Origin of the sequence: Streptomyces pactum, from assembly GCF_016031615.1 — a bacterium.
In the GTDB taxonomy this organism is placed as follows: domain Bacteria; phylum Actinomycetota; class Actinomycetes; order Streptomycetales; family Streptomycetaceae; genus Streptomyces; species Streptomyces pactus.
Genome location: NZ_JACYXC010000027.1, coordinates 1 through 1,200, shown reverse-complemented (window position 1 = coordinate 1,200; position 1,200 = coordinate 1). Strand labels below are relative to the sequence as shown.

Annotated in this window: 1 protein-coding gene; it reads left to right on the top strand. The window is 76.6% G+C overall.

The genetic code is table 11. The features are described 5' to 3' along the window. Nucleotides 1-168: 168 nt before the first annotated feature. Nucleotides 169-1,200: C40 family peptidase (locus tag IHE55_RS30480; protein WP_197992643.1), on the top strand; the 1,032-nt coding region annotated here is incomplete at its 3' end.

The window sequence follows — 1,200 nt, the reverse complement described above, 5'->3', positions numbered from 1 at the left end:
GCGCCCGGCCGTACACGGCGGGCGCCCCGGTCCGCCGGGCGACACGCGTGCCGGCCGCCTTCTCCGTCGGACGAGTGAGCGCCTTGATCCGATACGACCACATTTACGATGATTATCTGACGGACCGTGGCACGCTCCTGCTGTGTTCCCCCAGCCGGAGGTGAGTACATGTCAGGCCGCATCGCCCGGATCGTCTGCACGGCCTCGCTGGCCGCCGCCGCGCTGACGGCGCCCCCGCCGGCCGGCGCCGCGGCCGACCCGGTGGCCGACCGGCCGCCGGTGTCGGAACTGCTCACGCGGATGCGGACCCTCTACGTCCAGGCCGAGGAGGCCACCGAGGCGTACAACGCCACCGAGGAGAGACTGCGGGCCGAACGGAAGCGCAGCGGGCGGCTCGACCGGGAGCTGCGCCGCGCCCGCGGTGACCTCGCCGCCGGGCGGGCCACGGCCGGGCGGATCGCCCGTGAGCAGTACCGGGACACCGTGGGCCTGTCGGCCACCGTCCGGTCCGTGCTCAGCGGCGATCCGCGGCGCGTCTCCGACCGGCGGCACGAGCTGCGCCGGGCGGCCGACCGGCAGTCCCTCGCCGTGCTCCGGATGGAGCGGAGCGAGCGGCGGGCCGACCGGGCGGCCGGCCGGGCCCGTGCCTCGCTGGAGAAGCGGCGGGCGCTCACCGAGCGGCGGAAGAAGCAGCGGGACCGGGTCGCCGGCCGGCTGCGGGCGATCGAGCGGGCGCTGGCCTCGCTGAGCGAGGACGAGCTGCGCACGCTGCGGCAGCGGGAGCGGCGGCAGACCGCCACCGCCCAGCGGGCCCTGGTCTCCGCCGGAACGTTCCGGCGGGCCGGGCGCGCCCCGTCCCAGGCCGGTGACCGGGCCCTGCGCTACGCCCTCCAGCAGATCGGCAAGCCGTACGCGTGGGGGGCGGAGGGGCCGGACTCGTTCGACTGCTCCGGGCTGACCTCGCAGGCGTGGGCCCACGCCGGGCACCCCATCCCGCGCACCAGCCAGGAGCAGTGGCGGAAGCTGCCCCGGGTGCCGCTGGACCAGGTGCGCCCCGGTGACCTGGTGGTCTACTACCCCAAGGCGACCCATGTGGCGATCTACGCGGGGGACGGGATGGTGGTCCAGGCGCCCCGGCCGGGCAGCACCGTGAAGGTCTCGCCGCTCGCCTCCAACCCGCCGATCGGCGCGGTCCGGCCG